Origin of the sequence: Allokutzneria sp. A3M-2-11 16, from assembly GCF_024213555.1 — a bacterium.
In the GTDB taxonomy this organism is placed as follows: Bacteria; Actinomycetota; Actinomycetes; order Mycobacteriales; family Pseudonocardiaceae; genus Allokutzneria.
The window spans coordinates 393,130-408,216 of sequence record NZ_JANAVO010000004.1; the positions used below are offsets into that span (position 1 = coordinate 393,130).

At 69.5% G+C, this 15,087-nt stretch carries 18 protein-coding genes; 4 read left to right on the forward strand and 14 right to left on the reverse strand.

From position 1 onward, the window contains the following. Positions 1 to 18: 18 nt before the first annotated feature. Positions 19 to 342 (reverse strand): GlsB/YeaQ/YmgE family stress response membrane protein, encoded by a 324-nt coding sequence (locus tag NLX83_RS25715; protein ID WP_254237728.1) that lies wholly within the window; start codon positions 340 to 342, stop codon positions 19 to 21. 75 nt (positions 343 to 417) lie between these two features. Here NLX83_RS25715 and NLX83_RS25720 point away from each other — a divergent pair, with 75 nt between their 5' ends. Next, complete coding sequence (locus tag NLX83_RS25720) at positions 418 to 1,173, forward strand: alpha/beta hydrolase family protein (RefSeq protein ID WP_254237729.1); 756 nt, start codon at positions 418 to 420, stop codon at positions 1,171 to 1,173. Here NLX83_RS25720 and kynU read toward each other — a convergent pair. Next, positions 1,166 to 2,335 carry a kynureninase gene (gene kynU, locus NLX83_RS25725; protein WP_254237730.1) on the reverse strand — a complete coding sequence of 390 codons (1,170 nt, stop codon included), beginning with the start codon at positions 2,333 to 2,335 and terminating at the stop codon, positions 1,166 to 1,168. The genes NLX83_RS25720 and kynU overlap by 8 nt on opposite strands. Positions 2,336 to 2,347: 12 nt before the next feature. After that, positions 2,348 to 3,166, reverse strand: a complete 819-nt coding sequence (locus NLX83_RS25730) for a tryptophan 2,3-dioxygenase (RefSeq protein WP_254237731.1) — start codon at positions 3,164 to 3,166, stop codon at positions 2,348 to 2,350. A 107-nt stretch (positions 3,167 to 3,273) separates the two neighbouring features. Here NLX83_RS25730 and NLX83_RS25735 point away from each other — a divergent pair, with 107 nt between their 5' ends. Beyond that, entirely contained in the window at positions 3,274 to 3,729 is a 456-nt protein-coding gene (locus NLX83_RS25735; protein WP_254237732.1) for an Lrp/AsnC family transcriptional regulator, read from the forward strand. A gap of 52 nt (positions 3,730 to 3,781) precedes the next feature. Continuing rightward, positions 3,782 to 4,369 (forward strand): winged helix-turn-helix domain-containing protein, encoded by a 588-nt coding sequence (locus NLX83_RS25740; RefSeq protein WP_254237847.1) that lies wholly within the window; start codon positions 3,782 to 3,784, stop codon positions 4,367 to 4,369. A 222-nt stretch (positions 4,370 to 4,591) separates the two neighbouring features. Here the strand turns inward: NLX83_RS25740 and NLX83_RS25745 are convergent, their stop codons facing one another. Beyond that, positions 4,592 to 4,789, reverse strand: coding sequence for a hypothetical protein (locus NLX83_RS25745; protein ID WP_254237733.1), 198 nt, complete (start codon positions 4,787 to 4,789; stop codon positions 4,592 to 4,594). 339 nt (positions 4,790 to 5,128) lie between these two features. After that, positions 5,129 to 6,127, reverse strand: a complete 999-nt coding sequence (locus NLX83_RS25750) for an AraC family transcriptional regulator (RefSeq protein ID WP_254237734.1) — start codon at positions 6,125 to 6,127, stop codon at positions 5,129 to 5,131. Between the two features lie 126 nt (positions 6,128 to 6,253). Between NLX83_RS25750 and NLX83_RS25755 the strand changes: the two genes are divergently transcribed. After that, positions 6,254 to 7,000: an SDR family oxidoreductase gene (locus NLX83_RS25755; RefSeq protein WP_254237735.1), complete on the forward strand. Its 747-nt coding sequence runs from the start codon at positions 6,254 to 6,256 to the stop codon at positions 6,998 to 7,000. On the opposite strand, the gene NLX83_RS25760 is transcribed toward NLX83_RS25755, so the two are convergent. From NLX83_RS25760 to NLX83_RS25800, 9 genes are all read right to left on the reverse strand, one after another. Further along, positions 6,981 to 7,898, reverse strand: a complete 918-nt coding sequence (locus NLX83_RS25760; protein WP_254237736.1) for a hypothetical protein — start codon at positions 7,896 to 7,898, stop codon at positions 6,981 to 6,983. The two genes, NLX83_RS25755 and NLX83_RS25760, sit on opposite strands and share 20 nt — an antisense overlap. A gap of 153 nt (positions 7,899 to 8,051) precedes the next feature. Beyond that, entirely contained in the window at positions 8,052 to 8,570 is a 519-nt protein-coding gene (locus tag NLX83_RS25765) for a M23 family metallopeptidase (RefSeq protein ID WP_254237737.1), read from the reverse strand. A 135-nt stretch (positions 8,571 to 8,705) separates the two neighbouring features. Then, complete coding sequence (locus NLX83_RS25770) at positions 8,706 to 9,734, reverse strand: ABC transporter substrate-binding protein (RefSeq protein ID WP_254237738.1); 1,029 nt, start codon at positions 9,732 to 9,734, stop codon at positions 8,706 to 8,708. Positions 9,735 to 9,932: 198 nt separating this feature from the next. Further along, positions 9,933 to 10,709 carry a GNAT family N-acetyltransferase gene (locus tag NLX83_RS25775; protein ID WP_254237739.1) on the reverse strand — a complete coding sequence of 259 codons (777 nt, stop codon included), beginning with the start codon at positions 10,707 to 10,709 and terminating at the stop codon, positions 9,933 to 9,935. A gap of 4 nt (positions 10,710 to 10,713) precedes the next feature. Continuing rightward, complete coding sequence (locus tag NLX83_RS25780) at positions 10,714 to 11,571, reverse strand: biotin-dependent carboxyltransferase family protein (protein ID WP_254237740.1); 858 nt, start codon at positions 11,569 to 11,571, stop codon at positions 10,714 to 10,716. Further along, positions 11,568 to 12,179, reverse strand: a complete 612-nt coding sequence (locus NLX83_RS25785; protein WP_254237741.1) for a 5-oxoprolinase subunit B family protein — start codon at positions 12,177 to 12,179, stop codon at positions 11,568 to 11,570. The genes NLX83_RS25780 and NLX83_RS25785 overlap by 4 nt, the downstream gene beginning before the upstream one ends. Next, a complete protein-coding gene (locus tag NLX83_RS25790; RefSeq protein WP_254237742.1) occupies positions 12,180 to 12,941 on the reverse strand; it encodes a LamB/YcsF family protein in 762 nt (253 codons plus the stop codon). A 5-nt stretch (positions 12,942 to 12,946) separates the two neighbouring features. Next, positions 12,947 to 13,756 carry a putative hydro-lyase gene (locus NLX83_RS25795; RefSeq protein ID WP_254237743.1) on the reverse strand — a complete coding sequence of 270 codons (810 nt, stop codon included), beginning with the start codon at positions 13,754 to 13,756 and terminating at the stop codon, positions 12,947 to 12,949. 3 nt (positions 13,757 to 13,759) lie between these two features. Further along, positions 13,760 to 15,013 carry an MFS transporter gene (locus NLX83_RS25800; RefSeq protein ID WP_254237744.1) on the reverse strand — a complete coding sequence of 418 codons (1,254 nt, stop codon included), beginning with the start codon at positions 15,011 to 15,013 and terminating at the stop codon, positions 13,760 to 13,762. Between the last annotated feature and the right edge of the window lie 74 nt (positions 15,014 to 15,087).

Genomic DNA, 15,087 nt, shown 5'->3' on the forward strand with positions numbered 1-15,087 from the left:
GAACGCCTGAAGCGGGGCTCAGTCGCGGGCTTTGACCTTGGCGCGAGCGCGGGTGCCGGTGCGGCGCTTGCGCTTGCGTTTGGCCGGGGCGAGCACGGCCGTGGCGATGGCCACGCCCACCGAGGCGATGCCGAGCTGGATGAGCAGTTCGATCCAGTCGATCCCCGGGGTCTCGCTGAGGTTGAACAGGCTCGCGAGCAGCGTGCCGACCAGCGCGGAGCCGATGCCGACCAGCGCGGTGAGCCACAGCGGGATGCGTTGCTTGCCGGGCAGCACGATCCTGGCCATGATCCCGATGACCACGCCCATGACCACGGCGCTGACGACGACCGAAACGGTCACGTTCCCCTCCTAGACGCTCGACGACGCGATGATCTTCCCAGCACCCACTGACACCGTTCTTGGTAGCGTCCTGCTGTGGCTGACTCCCGCGATGTGCTGTCCCGCCCGGCGCCGGGCCCGGACCGCACGGTGGCCTACGGCGAGCACCCCGATCACATCGCCGACCTGTGGTTTCCACCGGGCGAAGGGCCGTTCCCGGTCGCGGTGGTGCTCCACGGCGGCTTCTGGCGGGCGGAGTACGACCGCGTGCACACCCGGCCGATGTGCGTGGCCCTGCGGGAAGCGGGCTACCTGGTGTGCGCACCGGAGTACCGCCGCACGGGGCAGCACGGCGGCGGCTGGCCGGGCACCTTCGACGACGTCGAGGCGGGCCTGGAGGCACTGCCGGAGCTGCTGGGGCCGCGCGCGGACCTGAGCCGGATCGGGCTGGTCGGCCACTCCGCGGGCGGGCACCTTGCGCTGTGGGCGGCGTCGCGGGCCCAGGTCAGGGGCGTGGTCTCGTTGGCGGGAGTCTGCGATCTGGAGCTGGCGTCGCGGTTGCGGCTGGACGACGACGCGGTGGGCGCTCTCCTTGGTGGCACACCGAAATCGGTGCCGGACCGCTACGAGGTCGCCGATCCGATGCGGCTCACCCCGACCGAGGTGCCGACGGTGCTCCTGCACGGAGACGCCGACGGGCTCGTCCCGATCGAGGCGAGCCGCAACTACGCGGCACAGGCCGGTCCGCGTTGCGAACTGCGCGAACTGCCGGGCACGGACCACTTCGCGGTCATCGACCCGCTTTCCCCCGCGTGGCCCGAAGTTCTCCGCGCCCTGGCGGACCTCACGTGAGGATCTCGGCGAGGGTCGAAGCGGCGCGCAGCGCGTCGGCGTAGCGGCCGTACAGGGCGGCGAAGCCGAAGCGCAGCACGTTCGGCGGGCGGAAGTCACCGATCACGTCACGAGCGATCAACGAGTCCATCACCGCCTGAGCGTCCTCGCACGCCAGCGAAACCTGGCTACCCCGCGTCGAATCACGAGGCGTGACAACGGAAACGCGCGAGCCGACGAGTGAATCGACGCAGTCGATGAAGAATCCCGTCAGCGCGAGGCTCTTCTCGCGGACCTCGGCGATGGTCACGCCGTCCCACACATCGAGCGCGGCGTCCAAAGCCAACAGCGACAAGATGTCCGGCGTGCCACACCGTCCACGGGCGATCTCCGAGGACGGCGTGAACTCCGGAGCCATCGCGAAGGGTTCGCGGTGCCCGTTCCACCCCGCGAGGGGCTGATCGAACGATGACTGCGAACGCGTTGGCACATAAAGGAAAGCAGGCGAACCAGGACCACCGTTGAGGAACTTGTAGGTGCAGCCGACCGCGAGGTCGACGCCGTGCGAGTCGAGGTCCACAGGAAGAGCGCCCACGCTGTGGCACAGGTCCCACAGCACCAGGGCGCCCGCGGCGTGCACCTCCGACGTGATCGCGCCGACGTCGTAAGCCCGGCCTGTACGGTAGTCGACCTGGTTGGCCAGCACGACCGCGGTGTTCTCGTTGAGCTCCAACGCGTCCAGCGCCGCGGGCCGCACGGTGGCGCCCATCAGCCGCGCCGCCGAGGACGCGATGTAGCCGTCCGTGGGAAAAGTCGCCGCGTCAACGACGATCTCGTTGCGCCCCTTGGACATCCGCAGCGCCGCGACCAGGGCCTTGAACAGGTTCGCGCTCGTCGAGTCGCCGACGACGACCTGACCGGGAGCAGCGCCGACGAGCGGGGCGATGCGGTCACCGACGCGTTCCGGAGCGGTCCACCAGCCCTCGCTCCACGAGCGGATCAGCCTGCGGCCCCACTGGTTCCGGACAACGTCTGCCATCCGGTCGGCGACAGAACACGGTGGTGCGCCAAGGGAATTACCGTCCAGGTACACCACCGCGTCGTCCAGGTCGAACAGCTTCCGGCGGTCGGCGAGGGGATCGATGGCGTCGAGTTCGCGGGCGCGCTCGGCGAGGGAAGGCATCAACACTCCCGGTCAGACGTAGCTACGGGCGGTCCACAGCTCGGGGAAAACCGTGCGCTGCGTGCGCTTTTCCAACCACGCCACGCCCGCCGAGCCGCCGGTGCCGACCTTGGCGCCCATGGCGCGACGGGTGGCGAGGAGGTGGTCGTAGCGCCAGCGCGCGAACTCCTCGGCGATGTCGGTCAGCACCTCGCCGAGTTGCTGGGTGTCGTGGTGTTCGGCGCGCGAGGAGTAGATCCGCGCCCACACCCGCTCCACCTCGGGATGGGCCTCGTAGACCCGGGACCGGTCACGCTCGAGCACTTCCTTCGGCATCGCGTAACCCCTGCGGTGCAGGTATTCGAGCACGTCGTCGTACAGGCTCGGCGAGCGCAGCGCGGACTCCAGCTCCGCCTCGACCGCGGGCACCGCGCGGTGCGGAACGATCATGGAGGCGGACTTCTCGCCGAGCAGGAACTCCACGTGCCGGTACATGGCCGACTGGAAGCCGGAGCCCTCGCCGAGGTTGCTCCGGAAGGCGTTGAACTCCTCCGGGGTCATCCTGGCGATCGAGCGCCACGCCGCGTTGACGCCTTGGAGGTGCAGCACGCTGCGGTGCAGGGTGCGCCGCGCGGAGTCGAGGTCGTCGGCGCGCAGTTCCTGCTGCGCCTGCTGCCACTCGAAGCACAGCAAGCCGAAGTACAGCTCCATGATCTGCGTGATCACCAGGAACGACATCTCGCCGGGATCGTTGGACCAGCGCTGCTGCAGGGAGTGCAGCACGGAGGCGTGCACGTAGTCCTCGTAGGGAGTCGTGCCCGCGAAGTCCAGGTTGGGCTCTTGGGTCTTCACCCACACCATGGTGCTCCGCGAATCCGCCGGGTGGAATGGCCGTTGACGGCGAATGCGCCCCTCGTGCTTTCCGGCCGAAAACGGATGGCCAACTTAGGCTTACGGTCATGAACACGCCGCTGGACAAGGTCGACTGGGCACTGCTGGACGCGCTCCAGGAGGACGCCCGGCTGTCCTACAACGAGCTGTCCCGCCGCGTGCACGTGTCGGCGCCGACCGTGGCCCAGCGCGTGCGGCGACTGGAGGCGGCCGGGGTGATCCAGGGCTATCACGCGCGCGTCGACCCCACCGCCGCCGGGCGACCGGTGATCGCCCTGGTGCGGATGAAGTGCTACGGCGCGCGCTGCATCACCGTGCACCCGGAACTGCTGGCCGACTGCGCCGAGGTGATGGAGGTCGTGCGCCTCACCGGTGACATCTGCTCGGTCGTGAAGGTCGCCGCACCGACGATCCGGGCGCTGGAGCAACTGCTGGAGCGGTTGTCGCGCTATGGCGAGACCTCCAGCGCCATGGTGCTGTCCACGCCGATCGACTGGCGCCCGGTCGCCCCGCCCGCCGAATAACAAGAACTCTTGCTAAAGAAGTCTTTAGCAAGGTATCTTGCGATTCGTGACGATGAAGAAGCACAGCAACATCCAGGACCCCAAGCAGCTGCGCGCGCTCGCACACCCGCTGCGCTGGAAGATCATCGACCTGCTGACGGTGGAGGGGCAGGCCACCGCGACCCGGTGCGCCGAGGCGCTCGGCGAGAGCGTGGCGAACTGCTCCTACCACCTGAACACCCTGGCCAAGTACGGCTACGTGGAACAGGCGCCCGGCGGTCAGGGCCGGGAAAAGCCGTGGCGGATGGCCAGCGTCGAGCAGACGTGGGACGCCGACGGCGGCGATGTCAGCCCCGAGAAGGCCGCGGCGGGCCAAGCAGCCTCCGAGGCGTTCCTCGACTACGAGGCGACGCGGATGAAGGCGGCGCTGCGCCGTGGTCCCTCCGAACCGGAACCGTGGCGCAAGGCCAACGGCTTCTCGGCGACTGTCGCGTTCGTGACCCCCGAGGAACTGGCCGAACTGCGGACCGAGATGGAGACGCTGCTCAAGCGCTACAACGACCGCTTCGAGAACACCGGGCTGCGCCCGGAAGGACACCGGGCGGTACGCCTGTTCTTCGCCAGCTCCCTCGCCGACCGCAACGAAGAAGGGAGCGGCTGAGCCGTGGACCCGTTACAGCTTTACCAGATGCACCAGCATCGGGAACGCGATTTACATGCCGACGCACAGCACCGCAGCCTGATCGCACGCCTGCTGGCGAAAGCGAAGTCGTTGCGACCACAAGGAAAAGAGGGGCTTCGGCGGAGCCCCCGCACCTCAGCGAAAACGGCGCCCGGGGTTTTCGGAGCTTGAGGTGCAGGGCCGCACTGTCGGTCGAGTGTCCTATCTGGACGAACGCTCGACGGTGACGCCGAGCGGTTCGTCATCGCCCTCACGGGTTCCGCGGCGCTCCTCGCGCAGCGCGCGGTCCAGGCTCTTCGCCAGCATCGCGCAGGCCAGAACGGCCGCTACGACGGCGAGAACCGCCAACATCAGGGTGAACACGTTCGACCACGCGATACTGTTGACCCACTCCTCCATCGCGACACCTCCTGCTGAGTAATAGGCCAGTTTAGGCGATTTTTCCCAGAAGGAGAACATCCGTTAACGCGGTTCAACCGGAGAGTCGCGCGGGTACCCCGGCATCTCCCTGTACGCCAACATGATTCGCCGCCGCGCGGTTACCGGCCGGAAACCTATTTCGTCCACAATGGACGGTCTCTAGCGGAGATCCGCCTCGAACGGGTCGACGATCCGCGCCGGTTCACGAGAGCGGCTGATCTCCAGCGCCTCGAAGTCCGGCTCCGAGGTCAGGAAGTCCTTGAAGTCCTTCATATCGCCGTCCACTCCTCCGCCTACCTCTCATCAGAGCAAAGCCGGTCAGCGCTGCAACGTCGCCGAAGGGGTCTCGCCGTAGCGCTGCCGGTACGCCGCGGCGAAGCGGCCCGGGTGCCAGAAGCCCCACCGCGACGCCACCTCGGTCACGGTGATCACCGAGTTGGGGTCGGCCGCGCGCAGCTCGTCGTGCACCTTGGTGAGCCGGACCTCGCGCAGGTAGGCCATGGGCGTGGTGTCCAGGTGCCGCCGGAACCCGCCCTGGAGCGCGCGCACCCCGACGCCGACCGCCTCGGCGAGGTCCTCCACCGTCAGCGGTTCGGCGGCGTGCCCCTCGATGATGTCGACGGCTCGGCGCACCGTCCTCGGCATCGACGCGGCCTGGTCGGCGTGCAGCGCCTCGGAGAAGTTGGAGCGCTGCGCCAGCAGCAGCCCGGTGATCAGCGACTGCTCCAGGTGCTCGGCGACCAGCGGGGACGGCGTCGCCCCCCGCTCCAGTTCGGCGCGCGCCCACCGCAGCTGGGCCAGCCACGCCCGCACCTCCGGCCTGGTCAGGTCCACGCCGAGGTCGAACCGCAGCACCCCGCGCGGCGGGCGGCCGAGCAGCTGGTGCAGCCTGCTCTCCACGGCCTCGCGGTCGAGCCGGACGACCAGCTGCGGGGTGCCCCCGTCCAGCACCATGTCCACGTCGTCGGTCGGACCGGGCACCGAGCCGCGGTCGACGCTCATGACGACCTCCCGCTGGCCGCAGCGGATCACCCCCGAGCCCGCCTGCGGGATCTGCACCGCGAAGAAGCCGTCGATGGCCTCGGCGCGGACCCGCACCCGCGCGCCGTAGTCGATGTGGTGCAGGGCGACCCGCCCCAGCTGCATCCCGTGCTGTCGCGCGTCCAGTCGCGCGCCCGGCCCGATCAGGTCCACCCGGTGCGGGCAGAACGAGCGGGTGATCTGCTCGCGGAACGCGTCGAGGTCGCGGGTGCGGAACAGGGTGTGACCGGCGCGCGGTGGCCGCGGAGAGGTGCCCGCGAGCGGACCTTCGAGCATACCGGTGAACCTCCCCAAGTGAAATGTGCACTTCACTGCGCAAACTGTATCGAGGGTGCGTCGAGGGGCTTGGCCAGACCATGATCGCCCGGTCATTCTTGAGTCAGGCGAACGGGAATGAGGACTATGCGGGAGCTGGCCGGCAAGGCCGTCGTGGTGCTCGGCGGGTCCACCGGCACCGGGCCGACACCCATCGGCACCGCGGTGCTCAGCGCGCTGCGCGAGGCCGGGGCCCGGGTGCTGCTCGGCGACGCCCGACCGGACGAGCGGGTCGTTCCCGGGGTCCGCTTCACCCGCTGCGAGATCACCGACGACGCCCAGGTCGCGGCCTGCCTGCGGCGCGCGGCCGAGCAGTTCGGCGCGCTGGACGCGGTGATCAACCTCGGCGGCAGCCCGGCCGGGGCGGGCGCGGAACGCTTCCACTGGCTGGACTCCCTCAACACCGGCGTGGTCAGCGCCGCGATCGCGGCCCGCGCCGCCCACCCGCACCTGCGCGCGGCGGGCGGGGCGATCGTCAACCTCACCTCCGACGGCACGGTCCGGCGCAGCCGCTGGCTGGCCCCGGTCGGCAAGGCCGCGCTGGTGGAGCTGACCAGGAGCATCGCGGCGGACTTCGCCGAGGACGGCATCCGGGTCAACTCCGTCTCCCCCGCGTGGACGTGGTCGGAGGTGCTGGACCAGTTCACCAGCGACGCGGCCGACTCCGGGCGGGGCACGCCGTTCCACCCGCTGGGCCGGGTCGCCGATCCTGCCGAGGTCGCCGAGGTGGTGCTGTTCCTCTGCTCGCCGTCCTCGGCCTTCATCACCGGCTCGGACTGGGCGGTCGCGGGCGGCTACACCTCGGCGGGCCTGGTCAGCGGTACGGGTTCCTGACGTAGGCCGAACTCTGGTCGCCCGCGTTGGCGAAGTAGTCGCGGATCACCCGCGCCGGATCGGTGGCCAGCTCGCCGCGCACCGGCTTGTCGTCGTGGTCGTCCCAGCCCCAGGGCGCGTTCGCGGCGTTGTCCCTCCCGTTGTCGCCGGAGAACGTCCCCCACGCGTGGAAGGTGGCCGGGTCGTTGCGGTGCGCCCACAGGCCGCCCGCCGCGAAGATGTCGATCAACTGGTAGCCCACCTGGCGGTCGTTGCCGCCGCTGGGCACCTCCCCGGTGCCGCGCGTCGGGTAGTACACGACGCCGTCGCCGCCGGGGAAGTCCTCGCCGTTCCAGCGGTAGAGCCCGTGCCCCTTCGCCTCCTGGAACGTCGAGGGCCGCGCCACCCCGTCGTGGGTCGTGGTGACCACGGTGCCGTCGATGTTCTCCGCGCCGGAGGTGAACGGGCTCCCGGCGGGCGTGTAGGAGTAGAAGTCGCGGTGCGCCACGGTCACCATCGAGCGCAGCGTCCCCCACTGGCCGCCCTTCTGGACCACGACGAGCACGCCTTCGAGGTCGTTCTCGTGCTCTTCGAGCGGATTCCATTCGTGCCAGTCGCGCGGGTGGAAGAAGGCGTACAGCAGGTAGTAGAAATCGGCGTTCTCGGTCACCGAGTAATAGGCCGCGCCGCGCAGGTTCTGCGGTTGTTTGACCTGGTTCTCCCAATTGTCCCGGCCGGTCCAGTTGCCGTCGAAGTCGATCGGCGACAGGTAGTCGGCGTCAGCGTCGGAAGAATCGGTGTCCTGGTAGTGCACAGGGGCCCAGTGATAGGCCAGATCGGCGTCGCTTACAGCGGCGGACGCCGGGGGCGCGACAAGACTCGCCACCAGCGCGGCGATGATTGCCAGGGCAGTGCGCACGTGAGACCTCCGGGACCGGGCGAAGATCGGCCAAGCCTGCCATCAGGACAGCGATGACAACAGGGCCAGTGCTGATGCTTCGACCCTACAAGCAGGTCTCAGAAAAGCAGCAACTCCCGGCGGAGAAGGCCGCCGGGAGTTGCTCCGAAAGCATCAGCAGCCGGTGCTGCTGGTGATCGAGGTGTTGCCGAAGTAGAGGATCGCCTTGCCGTTGAGCACCGCGCGCTGGACGACGCCGTTGAGCTTCTGCTCGTAGTGCAGGTGCGGGCCGGTCGATCCGCCCGTGCTGCCGACCTTGCCGATGATCGTGCCCGCGGCCACGCTCTGGTTGAGCGAGACGTTGAAGGCGTTGAGGTGCGCGTACAGCGTCTGCCAGCCACCTCCGTGGTCGATGACCAGGTACTTGCCGTAGCTGCTCCCGCCGAGGTCACGACGGGTGACGACCTTGCCAGCCGCGCTGGAGCGGACGTTCTTGTTGTTGGCGTCGCCGCGCTGGAAGTCCACCGACAGCTGCGGGTTGTGGTTGGTCCGGGTGTTGGCGTTCCACACCTGCCCGCAGTCGAACGGGGTGCGCAGGTTGGGGGCGGCCGTGGCCGGGGTGGTGAGGGCGAGCAGGGTGGCGGCACTGGTGGCCAGCGCCGCGACCGCCGTGCGAACGGTAACGGTAGCCATCTGTTCCTCACTTCTTCGGACATGCAGGGTGAGTCCGTCAGCGGTATCCCGAAATGACAGGGAATGGCGGGACCCGCTGATGTGAAGAAGTGTAGGATTCGGAGATACAGGACCGATACAAAACGAGAATATTGTTCAGTTTCGGGTTACGAACTCATTCGTGAACGTATCTTCGAGAATGACGGAGATACGGGCGATCTCCGGTTCGAACTGCCGGAGGATTCCCGATACCGCCTCCGCCCCGTTGATGGGGATCGCGCCGTCGGGCGAATACGCGTCCTTCGCGTGCGCGATGGCCTGGACGTAGGTCTCGAAATCCCCGCCCGCGTAGTCGCGGGGCATCTTCTCGGCGATCTCGGCCGCGGTGTGCTTGCGCATCCAGTCGAGCGTGCGGACGATCGCCCTGGTCAGCTTCCCGGCCACCGGCGCGTTGCCGCCGACCCACTCGGAGCCGGAGTAGAGCACGGTCGCCGGGTAGGTGGAGGTGCCGAACTCCGCGCGCACCCCGGCCGCGGTCCTGGTGTCGCTGAGCACGCGCACGTTGGCCGCGCCGAAGCGCTTCTGCAGCAACGAGAACGCGGGATCGATCATGACGGCGGCGTCCACCCGGCCGCTCTCCATGGCCGCGACGGCGCTGGTGTCGCCCCCTATGGCCACCGCGTCCGCGTCGTCGGCGCGTAAGCCGTTGCGCACGAGCAGGTACTTGAGCAGGAAGTCGGTGGAGGAGCCGGGCCCGGTGACGCCGACCTTGGCGCCCTTGAGGTCGGAGATGGAGGTGATCCGCCTGCCGCTCCTCGGCGAGACCGCGAGCACGAGCGAGGGGTAGCGCAGCATGTTCACGAACGCCTTGACCGGCCGCCGCTTCGCCTGCATCTGGATGGCGTGGTCGTAGAAGCCGCTGACCACGTCGACCTCGCCCGCCTGGAGGCCCTGCAACGCCTTCCCGCCGGACTGGAACTCCTGCAACCGCACGTCGAGGCCCTCGTCGGCGTAGTAGCCGAGCCGCTGCGCGAGCGTGGTGGGCAGGTAGACCAGCAACGGCAGCCCACCGACCCCGATCCGGACCACCGGCGGCCCCTCGGCGTGCTTCTCAAGGCCACAGGCGCCGGTGGTGACCGCCAGCACGGCCACGACCGCCGCCGCGACGAGTCTGCGCAGCTGCACGAACATCCTCCCCCGCGCGGGAACGCCCCCGGATTCCCCTCCTTGGTCAAGGAGTGTGCATGGAATCGTTTCCACACCGTGCACAGGATGTTAGGTCGGCGTGACACGCCCGACAACCCTGCCTCAACGCATTGACAGTGTTCTGCGGCGTTCTGCGGCGACATCCTGGTCGTTTGCCGAGACCTCGCGGACCGCTTGTCAGGCGAGTGCGTGTTCGCGCACCTTGCCGAACTCCCGGAAGCCGAGCCCGCGGTACACCAGCTCGCCCGCCTCGGACGCCTGGAGCACGGCCGCCCGGTACCCGGCTCCGGCGGCCTCGGCGAGCACCGCCGAGGTCAGCGCGGCCGCGTAGCCCCGCCGCCGGTGCTCGACGGCGGTGGCGACGTTGTAGATCCCCGCCACGTCAGCGGCCAGGAAGACCTCGGCGGTCGCGACCGGCCTCCCGTCGCGGTAGCCGACGAAGAACCGCGCCGGACAGTCCGGCAGGACTGCCTTGGCCGCGACCATCCGGTAGAACTCCGGCACGGTCTTCGACGGCGGGGTCCAGAGCGGGGCGAGCACTCCGGCGAAGTCGGCGAGCTGCTCTTCGGTGCGGACCTTGACGATCTCCAGGTCCGTGTCCTGCGGATCATGGGTCTCCGACAACGGGAACCACATGGCGTTCTCTTCCTCGTCGTCCGCCGGGAACCCGGCCTTCGCGAGGCGCTCGGAGAGGTCGGTGGGCCGCGAGTTCGGGCCGACCCACCAGGAGAACGGCCGCCCCTCCGGCAGTGAGGCGATGACCTCGGCGATCCGGTCATCGGCCGTGTCCTCGGTGAACCGGGCGTCGATCACCATGTTGAACGTGTCGTCGGTGATCCCGCTGTCGGCGACGAGCACGTCACCGGGCTCGTCCACCCAGGTGCCCGCGGTGCCGCGGAGCAGATGAGCGGCGTGCTCGGCGTGGTTGCGCTCCAAGGCTGCGGCGAGGTCCATGTTCCTATGGTGCGACCGCGCGGAAGCGAATTCGCTGCCCCGGCCGCAACTGTGCCGCAAGGTGCAGGTCCGCGGGCTCCACGACGCCTATCACGGGATAGCCGCCGGTCACCGGGTGATCGGCGAGGAAGAGGATCGGCTGGCCGGAGGGCGGGACTTGGAGCGCGCCGAGCACCATCGCCTCCGGCGGCAGCTCCCGGTCCGGCTCCCGTCTGCGCAGCACGGGACCGGTGAGCCTGACGCCGATGCGGTTGCTCGCCGTGCTGACCTCGTACTTCCCACCGCACAAGGACTCCAGCGCGTCCTCGGTGAACCAGTCCGCGCGGGGTCCCGGCAGCACGCGCAGCACGGGCTCGTCCGAGTACGGCGCCTGCGGCGCGAGGTCCACCCCCGGATAGTCCTCTGTGGACACTCCGATCGGCAGAACTGCCTCCGCCGCGAGGGGTTCAGGGCCCAGACCGGCCAGCAGGTCCGTCGCGCGGGAACCGAGCACCTTCGGCACCTCGATGCCGCCGCGCACCGCGAGGTAGCTGCGCAGCCCCGCGCTCGGCCGCCCGAGCTTGAGCTCGTCGCCCGCGCGCACCCGGATCGGCCCGTACATGTCGGCGGCGCGGGTGCCCACCTCGACCGGGCAGGGCGCGCCGGTCACCGCGACCAAGGCGGCTTCGGCGAAGCGGGCGACCAGGCCACCGAAGGTGATCTCGATGCCCGCGTTGGTCTCCGGGTTGCCGACGAGGCGGTTGGCCAGCGCGAGGCTGCGCCGGTCGGCCGCGCCCGACCTGCCGACGCCGAGCGTGGCCAGGCCGGGCCGCCCCAAGTCCTGCACCAGCGCCTGCGGGCCCGGGTTGACGATCGTGATCACCGGAGGACCTCGAATCGGACGGGGGCTCCGGGGACCAGCAGCGCGGGCGGGTCGCGGTCGACGTCCCACACCGCCAGGTCGGTGCTGCCCAGGATGTGCCAGCCACCGGGCGAGGAGCGCGGGTAGACCCCGGCGTACTGGTCGGCCAGCGCGACCGACCCGGCGGGCACCTTCGTTCGCGGGGTTTCCCTGCGCGGCAACCACAACTCGCGGTCCAGGCCGGTGAGGTAGCCGAAGCCGGGGGCGAAGCCGCAGAAAGCGACCGTGTAGCGGGCGCCGCTGTGCCGCTCGATCACTTCGGCCTCGGTCATCCCGGCGTGCGAGGCCACATCCGCGAGGTCGGCGCCGTCGTAGCGCACCGGGACGACGACCTCATCCATTCCTCGGGTGTCCACAGTGGAGTGTTCAAGGGCGGCAACGCATTCCACCGCTCTGTCCATTGTGGTCAGTTTGGAGTCGAAGCGCACCAACAGGGTTGTGGCGGCAGGTACCAGTTCGACCAGCCAGCTCGGTTCCTCGGCCCGCAAGGCGGCGTGCAGGCCGAGGACTTCGTCGAGCCCGGACAGCTCGACCAGCGCGGCATCACGGCCGCAGCGACGCACCTGCATTCAGTCGACTCCAAATGGCGCGACGGAAACACCGGCGGCGTCGAGCCCGGCGCGGACCTTCGTCGCGATGGCCACTGCGCCGGGCGTATCCCCGTGCACGCAGATCGACCGCGCGGAGACCTTCAGCGGCGACCCGTCGATCGCCGGGATCTCCTCCCCTGCGGCCATCCGGACGCACCGTTCGACGATCGCGTCAACGTCGTGCAGCACCGAGCCGGGCTCGCGCCGCGGCACGAGCGTGCCCTCCGACGTGTAAGCCCGGTCAGCGAAAGCCTCTGCCACAGCGGGGATTCCGGCTTCTTCGGCCAACTCAAGCAACCGCGAACCGGGCAGGCACATCACCGGCAACCCCGGGTTGTACGAGCGAATCGCCGCGACGATCGCACCCGCCTGCTTCTCGTCGCGCACGGCGGTGTTGTAGAGCGCGCCGTGCGGCTTGACGTAGCGCACTCGATCCCCGGCCGCGCGCGCGAACGCGTCGAGCGCGCCGAGCTGGTAGAGCACCTCGTCGGCGAGCGTGCCCGGGTCGACGTCGATCGCGCGCCTGCCGAAGCCCGCGAGGTCGCGGTAGCCGACGTGCGCACCGACCGCCACCCCTCCGGCGACCGCGAGCGCGCACACCCGCCGCATGATCGACGGGTCCCCCGCGTGGAACCCGCACGCGACGTTCGCGCTGCTCACCATGCCGAGCAGGGCTTCGTCATCGCCCATCGGCCACGGCCCGAAGCCCTCACCGAGGTCGCTGTTCAGGTCGATGATCATCTCCGTCATTGTGCACCCACCCGGTACTCCGAGTCCGGCCTGTCGGTGACGAACATGTGCCCCGGCGCGTGGGTGATCGCGAACGGCGGCCTGGACGCCATGAGCGCGGCCTGCGGCGTCACCCCGCACGCCCAGAACACCGGGACGTCGCCCTTGCGCGGCTTGACCGCGTCACCGAAATCCGGCTTGCCCACGTCCTGGATACCCAGCTTGATGGGCGCTCCCACGTGCACGGGAGCGCCGTGCACCTCCGGCATCAGGCCGCTGACCCGGGTGGCCGTTTCGACCAGCGACGCGGGGATGTGGCGCATCGACACCACCATCGGCCCGTGCAGCCGCCGCGCCGGACGGCACTGCCGGTTGGTCACGTACATCGACACGTTGCGGCCCTGCTCGACGTGCCGGAGCGGGACGCCCGCGCTGGTCAACGCGAACTCGAAGGTGAAGCTGCACCCGATCAGGAAGGTCACCAGGTCCTCGCGCCAGTGCGCGAGCACGTCGGTCGGCTCGTCGACCAGCTCGCCGCGCTCCCACACCCGGTACTTCGGCAGATCGGTGCGCAGGTCCGCGCCGGTGGCCAGCACGGTGCCGGTCGCCCCGGCATCGGTCACGTCGAGCACCGGGCAGGGCTTGCGGTTGCGCTGCGCGAACAACAGCACGTCGTAGGCCCAGTCCTCCGGCACGGAGATCATGTTGGCCTGGGCGTAGCCGTGCGACCAGCCGCTGGTCGGCTCGACGGTGCCGGAGCGGAACACCGCGCGGGCGGTCTCCGGGGCCAGCCGGGCGCGCTCATCCTGTGTGTACACAGTGGACATAGCTCACTCCAGTTCCTTGCCCGCGGTCTCAGGAAGGCCGAGCAGAGCGACCACGGCGATGCCGTACGCGAACGCTCCGACAATCATCGCGCCGCCGACGCCCATGGTCACGGCGAGGAAGCCGACGATCGTGGGGAACAGCGACCCGACCGCGCGGCCGAAGTTGTAGGTGAAGCCCTGGCCGGTCCCACGCAGCGCGGAGGGGTAGAGCTCGGCGAGGAACGCGCCGAACCCGCTGAAGATGGCCGAAGTGCAGAAGCCCAGCGGGAAACCGAGGAGGAGCACGAGCGTGTCCGCGCCGACCGGAATGGCCGTGTAGCCGACGATCAGGACCGCCGAGAGCACCGCGAACAGCACGAAGGTCTTCTTGCGCCCCAACCAGTCCGTGAAGTACCCGCCGGTGACGTAGCCGATGAACGCGCCGGTGATCTGGAAGGCGAGGTAGCCGCCCGTGCCGACGACGGTCAGCCCCCGCTCGGCCTTGAGGTAGGCCGGAATCCAGGTGGCGAGGGTGTAGTAGCCGCCCTGCACACCTGTCGCCAGCAGCGAGGCGAAGAACGTGGTCCGCCCGAGCTTGCCGCGCATGATCGCCCGCAACGTGCCGCGCTCTTTCGCGGTCGTACGGCGCTTTTCGGTCGCGGGCGCGTCGGTCACGTTGCGGCGCACATAAAGGATCAGCAGCGCGGGCAGGGCTCCGGTCCAGAACAGCACCCGCCAGGCGAGATCGGGATCGACCAGGTTGAACACCACCGTGTAGACCACGACGGCGAGCCCCCAGCCGACTGCCCACGCGCTCTGGATGAACGCGACCGTCCGCCCCCGGTACTGCGAGGACGCGTACTCCGCGACCAGGATCGCGCCCGCCGCCCACTCCGCGCCGAAGCCGATCCCTTGCAGGCCACGGAAAACGAGCAGCGTCTCGTAGGTCGGCGCGAACCCGCAGAGCGCGGTGAACACCGCGTAGACGAGCACGCTGGCCATCAGGGTGCGCGCGCGGCCGATGCGGTCGGCGAGGATGCCCGCGCCGATGCCGCCGACCGCGGACATCACCAGGGTCACGGTGCTGAGCAGGCCCGCTTGCCCGCTGGAGATCCCGAAGTAGGCCGAGATCGCCACCATGCCCAGCGGCAGCACCTGGAAGTCGTAGGAGTCGAGGCCGTACCCGCCGAAGGAGCCCACGAAGGCGCGCTTGCCCTTGGGACCGAGGGTGCGGAACCACGCGAAGGGCCGCGTGTCCGGGGCTGTGTCCGTGCTCATCTGCCCTCCAGCTGCTGTGGGGTGGACCACACGAAGGTAGAGGATTGTTGAACAATCCTTCAAGGGGAAAGTTG